4 protein-coding genes are annotated in these 4,380 nt (G+C 61.8%); all 4 read right to left on the bottom strand.

Annotated elements, in window-relative coordinates; genetic code table 11:
* Positions 1 to 1,303 (bottom strand): ATP-binding protein (locus EOA28_RS26310; protein WP_148670860.1); only part of this gene is annotated, 1,303 nt, incomplete at its 3' end.
* 24 nt (positions 1,304 to 1,327) lie between these two features.
* Positions 1,328 to 2,476, bottom strand: a complete 1,149-nt coding sequence (locus EOA28_RS26305; protein WP_127250745.1) for a hypothetical protein — start codon at positions 2,474 to 2,476, stop codon at positions 1,328 to 1,330.
* Positions 2,477 to 2,612: 136 nt separating this feature from the next.
* Positions 2,613 to 3,701, bottom strand: a complete 1,089-nt coding sequence (locus EOA28_RS26300; protein ID WP_127250746.1) for a hypothetical protein — start codon at positions 3,699 to 3,701, stop codon at positions 2,613 to 2,615.
* A gap of 286 nt (positions 3,702 to 3,987) precedes the next feature.
* On the bottom strand, positions 3,988 to 4,377 hold the full coding sequence (locus tag EOA28_RS26295; protein ID WP_126081618.1) for a cytochrome c family protein: 390 nt from the start codon (positions 4,375 to 4,377) through the stop codon (positions 3,988 to 3,990).
* Positions 4,378 to 4,380: the final 3 nt, after the last annotated feature.

The raw sequence follows: 4,380 nt of genomic DNA, 5'->3' as shown, positions 1-4,380 counted from the left end.
CGGCGCGCTGGCGCAGCGCGTCGTCGACATTTTCGGGATAGTTGGAGAACATGCCGAAGGAGCAGTTGCCGCGCACCACCGTCGAGGCGCCGGCGAAGGCGTCCATCAGCACGCCGGTGATCTCCTGCTGGCCGGCCGATGCGCGGTCGTCGGAGCGGCGCGCGGCCACCTGGTCGATATCGTCGATGGTGCCGAAGCCGATGACGCGCGGATTGAGCACGTTGTTGATGAATTGCCGGCAGTTCTGACCCGACTTGCCCTGGTAGGACGAGATCTGGTCGACGCCGAAATTCTCATAGGCGAAGGGATAGCCGGCCACCTGGCAATAGCCGTTGACGAGCCCGGCGATCATCTGGATCAGCGTCGTCTTGCCGGTGCCCGGCGCGCCGTCGCCGATGAAGGTGAACAGGAAGCCGCCAAGCTCGACGAACGGGTTCAGCTCGCGCTCGAAATCATAGGCCATCAGCATCTTGGCCAGCCTGACCGACTGGAGTTTGGCGATGTGGTTGCCGACAACCTCTTCCGGCTTCTTGAAGGTCATCACCAGCGGCTTGGAGCGCTTGCCGGGCGCGACGTCGAAGCCGTCGAGGGTGAAATCGTCGACGTCGATGCGAATATGCGCGTTCTCGAACGGGCCGATGCCGTCGAAACGGCCTTTGCGCGCCAAGAGCCCGTCGATGGCGACCCGGGCGAAGGCGCGAGCACGCGTCATCAGGTCCGCATCGTCCTTCGAGCCGGCGATCGCCTTGTCGAGGCCGGCCACGATCGATTTCACCGCGTCCTGCGGCGTGTCGAACAGGAAGTCGGGCTCGGCGATATCGTTCGGCGCCTCGCCGTCGCTGTCGATCAGCTGGAACAGATAGGAGGCAAAGCTGAAAGCGGAGACGTAAGCCGAAGCCGAGAGAAGCTTCTTGAAGGTCGACGCCTCGTCGCCCTCCAGCGGCGCACGGGCATTCTTGGCCTGCAGGCTTTCCAGGTCCGAGCCTTCGGCGAAGACATCCGAAATGGCGAGCGCGATAGCGAGGCCACGGCGGGCGCGGTAGAGCAGCGTGTGCTGCGGGATGCTCATCAACTGGTCGTCGGGATGGATCGCTGCGACCGTCTTGGTGAGCTCGACCTCGCGCGTGCGGCGCACCGAGCCGACCGACACGGTCGAGACGAAGCGGCGGTTGGTGCCGGCAAGCGCGGTGCCGGATTCGCGCGACGGGTCCTCCAGCACCACGATGCGGGTGATGAAACTCTGCGCGACAGTGCGGTGATTCTCGATTGCGGCTTCCGAGATCGTGGTCAGGCCGGTGTCCATGAAGGATGCTCCGCGGTTTGACGATCATACATCGCTGATGACCTGTCCGTTGGACAGGATGTGGACCTTGTAGCCGGAAAAGATCTTCTGCGCTTCACCCGCGGCATAGAGCGCCTGGTAGGCCTCGTGCGGGATCAGCGCGTGGTTCTCGTAGCTCGAGACGCCCTGGCGCGCGGCTTCGAGATCGTCGGTGTTGATGAAGAATTCCTGCGTCGTCTTCTCGCTGGAGAAAAGACCCCTGCGGCCGGGCTTCTCGCTCTTGGAAAAGACCTCCTGGATTGTCCAGGTGAGCAGCCAGGCATTCTCGGGCTTGCGCACTTTGGAGAGCACCTCGGCGACGGTCGAATTGTTATCGGTAATGCCGGCCGAGTAGAAGGGCCCGAGCACCACGCGCCGCAGTTGCTTGGGGTGCAACGGCTCGAAATCCTTGTCGAGATTGACGGCGATCGTCGCGGGCGAGAGCGTGTAGGCCGAGTTCTTTTCGGTGAAATCGTCGAAGCGGTGCGCAAGCTCGGGGTTGAGCAGGCCGTCGACAGGCAGCGGGATCTCGACCTTCTCGTTCAGCTTGCCGGTGCTGTCGTCGACAAGCTGGCGCACCATGCTTTCGGAGGAATCCTCCACCGTTACCATGTAGATCAGCGGCAGGTTGGCGCTGCCGTCGAACGTCGCCCAGTGGACGAGATAATAAGGCCGCATGGTCTTCGGGTTGACCGAGACCTTGGCCGTCTGCGCAAGCGTGAAGGGGCCGAAGGTCGCCTCGCTCTTGACGTCCTCCAGATAGAGCCGCTCGGCCATCGACTTCTGCAGCGCCTCGGGAAATTCCTTGTGGCGTAGTATGAAGTCGGCCATCTCCTCGCGCAGCTCGCCGGCCTGCGGGATGTTGGCCAGGCGGGCATCGGCCTGCTGGCGGTCGTTTTCCAGCTCGAGCAGGTTCTGGAACACGGGATAGCCGCTGTCGGCGCGCGATATGCGGAAGGTGTCCATGAAGCCCAGCCGGTTGCGCCAGCAGGCAAAGGATTTGTCCAGCCGCGCGATATATTCCGCGACGATCCTGGCGACGATCCCGTGCCGGTAAAGCGGCGAGCGGTCGTCGCGCATGAACACTTCCAGTCCGCCCAGCGCCGCCGTGATGGCGGAGAAATAGCGGGCCGCCGCGTCGTTCTCAGGTGTCATGAGACTGCCGTGGAGATGAGATCAGCGGCGCCGCCCAAGCAGATATTCGTGGGGTGCCCCACGAATATCTGCTTGGATTCCTTTGTTTTTCGCAGGTTCTGACCGCAAAACCGTGGGACACTTTTGCGGAACCTGCTTAGGACTGCACGTAGTTGGCGGAATTGTGCTTTTTCATCACCTCGTCGAAGCGGCGCGCGAAGGCGTCGTCGGCAAGCTTCTTGCGGCGCTGGATGTCGGCTGAAGCCACCATGTTCTTCTCATGCATCTCGAGCAGGTCGCCGATATGCTTCTGCGAGGCGGCGCCGATGCCGGCCATCGTCTCCTCCGCCGTGTTGTCGACCTGGCTGCCCAGCGTGTTGATCTTGTGGGCGACGTCCTGCTGGGCGGCGGTCTTCAGGGAATCTTCCAGCGCCTTGTACAGCACGATGCGCTGTTCGGTGTCGATGGTCAGCTTGTTGATCAGCGTCGACTGCGCGGCGATCTGGTTGTTGAGCGAATCGACGAAGGTCTGGAACATCGAGGTATAGCGCTCCAGCGTCTGGCTTTCGGCGAGCAGCTCCTGCTCCTTGGCCTGTTTTTCGTTGTACTCGGTCGCCATTTTGGAGCGCTCGCCCTCGAGCTCGGTCCGCTCCTTCTGGGTCGTCGAGGCGGCGATCTTGTTCTCGATGTCGAGCAGCAGGGGGTTCAATTCCTCGATGCGCTTCTGCACGGCCTCGAGGTTGGACATGGTCGTTTTGCGGCGCTCGATCACCTGGGACAGGCTGGTCTCGGAAGTCTTGTAGCGCTGGTCGAGGATCTGTTTCTGCGCCTTCAGGATGCCGACGATGGTATCCGACTTCGCCAAAAGCTCCTGCAAATTGCCGGCCAGCGACATGTTGCGGACGCGGTCGGTGCGCATGCGCTGCTTGCGCTGCTCAGAGAAGACACCGACGAAGTTTTCCCAGCCGGTGTAGCTCTTCATGCTCTCGAACTCGGCGCCGAAAACGTTGGTGGCGTCCTCGAGCCCGATGATCAGGTCGGCGATATTGCCTTCCATGACCTTCTGCTGCTTGAGCACGTCCTCGATGCGGGCGTTCTCGATGTCGAAATTGGCGTCGCCGATCTTCTTGTCGGCCTGGGCAAGCGTGTCGAGCACCGTCCCGGACTGCTCGATCTTGGTGCGCATGTCCTGCACGACCTGCTTGGTCTTGGCAATTTCGGCATCGAAATTCTGCAATGTCGCCATTGGGGCCTCCCGCTTCGGCATCCGTTTCCATGTCGTGGCGGCGAATATATGTGGGGCTTCAAGGGATTGAAAGAAGGAAGACAAGGCGAGACGTCAAAACAAAAGAACTGGTCAGGTCCTTGAAAGACAAGGCAAGCATGTGCATGGCGGCCAGTAATGAGCGACGCCGTCTAACAGCTTCAGCTTTTATGCCTTAAGCTATTGTTTTTACGGACGGCCAAGGCGATGACACAGCGCCGGCAAATCTCGTGCGCCGGCGGTAAGACCAGTTTCTTTCCAATTCCGATCAGGGTTTTGGGTCGGCCTTGAGATAGGCGATCACGTTGGCGATGTCGTCGTCGCTGGTCAGGCCGGCAAAGGCCATTCTGTTGCCGGGAACCTTCTGCCTGGGCGCCTTGAGATATTCGGCGAGGTTGGCTTCGTCCCAGACCAGGCCGGCGGCGCCGGCATCCTTCATGGCTTGCGAATAATGGCCGGCAAAGCTCTCCGCCGAGCCGGCCTTGCGGCCGACGACGCCCAGCAGATGCGGGCCGACCTTGTCGCGGTCGCTTGCCGCCTCATGGCAGGCCATGCAGCGGTTGAAGACCTTCTTGCCCAGCGCTGCATCGCCACCGGCATGCGCGGCAAGGCCGCTGGCAAGCAGGAAAAGCGTGGCGGGCGAAATGGCTCGAAGCATGGC

The sequence above is a fragment of the Mesorhizobium sp. M2A.F.Ca.ET.067.02.1.1 genome, assembly GCF_004023285.1.
Taxonomy (GTDB): domain Bacteria; phylum Pseudomonadota; class Alphaproteobacteria; order Rhizobiales; family Rhizobiaceae; genus Mesorhizobium.
The sequence above is the reverse complement of the archived record's forward strand: the minus strand, read 5'-3'. Positions and strand labels throughout refer to the sequence as shown.

Excerpts from the sequence above, each read along its gene's own strand:
- EOA28_RS26300 (WP_127250746.1), bottom strand. The coding sequence starts at position 3,701 with ATGGCGACATTGCAGAATTTCGATGCCGAAATTGCCAAGACCAAGCAG.
- EOA28_RS26305 (WP_127250745.1), bottom strand. The coding sequence starts at position 2,476 with ATGACACCTGAGAACGACGCGGCGGCCCGCTATTTCTCCGCCATCACG.
- EOA28_RS26295 (WP_126081618.1), bottom strand. The coding sequence starts at position 4,377 with ATGCTTCGAGCCATTTCGCCCGCCACGCTTTTCCTGCTTGCCAGCGGC.